A 284-nucleotide genomic window follows, 5' to 3' on the forward strand; every position below is an offset into this window, starting at 1 on the left:
GATCTCGTCATGAAAGGAACAGCCGCGTGACCACGCAGACCTCCGACTCGACCACCACGGCGCCCTCGGCGCTGCGCCGCATCTTCTCGGGATCGGTCGGGCGCAACCTCGGCCTCGTCGTCGGCCTCGCGGCCATCGTCGTCGTCGGCATCGTGACCGCGCCCAACACGTTCGCCGACATCAACAACGTCTTCACGATCCTGCGCCAGGCGTCGATCATCGGCGTCATCAGCATCGGCATGACGTTCGTGATCCTGTCGGGCGGGATCGACCTCTCCGTCGGC

Annotated in this window: 1 pseudogene; it reads left to right on the forward strand. The window is 66.2% G+C overall.

The features are described 5' to 3' along the window. Positions 1–26: 26 nt before the first annotated feature. Positions 27–284, forward strand: a pseudogene (locus MW695_RS22380) (hypothetical protein); the annotation flags it as partial.

It is taken from the genome of Halalkalibacter sp. APA_J-10(15) (genome assembly GCF_023017105.1).
In the GTDB taxonomy this organism is placed as follows: domain Bacteria; phylum Bacillota; class Bacilli; order Bacillales; family Bacillaceae_D; genus Halalkalibacter.